At 76.8% G+C, this 1,010-nt stretch carries 2 protein-coding genes; both read right to left on the bottom strand.

Features of this window, described 5'->3' with window-relative positions; all coding sequences use genetic code 11:
• Positions 1-70 precede the first annotated feature (70 nt).
• Positions 71-400: a DUF202 domain-containing protein gene (locus SZN_RS37185; RefSeq protein WP_007506554.1), complete on the bottom strand. Its 330-nt coding sequence runs from the start codon at positions 398-400 to the stop codon at positions 71-73.
• Positions 397-783, bottom strand: a complete 387-nt coding sequence (locus SZN_RS37180) for a YidH family protein (protein WP_043735604.1) — start codon at positions 781-783, stop codon at positions 397-399. Before SZN_RS37180 ends, SZN_RS37185 begins: the two co-directional genes overlap by 4 nt.
• Positions 784-1,010: the final 227 nt, after the last annotated feature.

Genomic DNA, 1,010 nt, shown 5'->3' with positions numbered 1-1,010 from the left:
GGCCGGGACGGTCTCGGAAGACCGGGACGGCGTCGGAAGGCCGGGGCGTCCTCGGAAGACCGGGACGGCCTCAGAAGATCAGGGCCGAGGCGAAGACGGCCAGGGCCGTGGTGACCAGGACCGTGGCGACCGCGTGGCGGGGCGCGAGAGGGGCGGGGGCGGCCGAGGCGGCGAGGGCGCGGACCCGCCGGTGGGCGAGGCCGAGGAAGGCCAGCCACAGGGCGAAGCACACCGCGAAGGCGAGCAGGCCCGGCGCCGAGGCTCCGCCGTGCAGCGCGGTCTTCATGGCGAGCAGGGCGGTGACCGTGCCGGTCAGGGTCGTACGGCGCCAGGCCAGCAGGGTCCGCTCGGGCTGGAGCCCGGGATCGCGCACCGGCTCGGGCGCCGCCCCCGTGCTCACCCCACCCACCCCACCAGGACGACGATCACGACGGCCACGATCGCGACCACCAGGCTCAGCACCGCGGGGAACCGCGACACCGGCAGGTCCTCGCCCCGGCGCATCGCCCGCTCGCAGCGCACCCAGTGGTTCACCGCGCGCAGCGAGCACAGCACGCCCGCCGCGAGCAGCGCGAGCGCCAGGCCGACCCGCCAGCCCCAGCGCAGGTCCGGCAGGAACTGGTCCACCGCGAAACCGCCGCCGATCAGCGCCAGCGCGGTGCGCAGCCAGGCCAGGAACGTGCGCTCGTTCGCCAGCGAGAACCGGTAGTCGGGGGTACCGCCCTCCTGGCGGATCTCCTGCGGGGCGAACCACAGCCGGACGTTGCGCACGAACTCGATCACACGGACGACCATAACCGGGCGGCGTCGGGACGTGCCCCGTGCCGCCCGCCACCGGGCACGGCGGGACCCCGCGCGCAGGCAGGCGCGGCCTGCGACGCGTACGCCCGGCGCGCGCGGGGGCCACCGGCCGTGCCCGGAGTGCCGACCGCCGACCGCTCCGCGCACACCCCGCGCGCGCCACCACGACGAGGCCGCGGAGTCCGCTCGGGCTGTCGCGGACGTACACC

The organism is Streptomyces zinciresistens K42 (assembly GCF_000225525.1).
Classification (GTDB): Bacteria; Actinomycetota; Actinomycetes; order Streptomycetales; family Streptomycetaceae; genus Streptomyces; species Streptomyces zinciresistens.
This window is presented reverse-complemented; position numbering and strand designations above follow the sequence as displayed.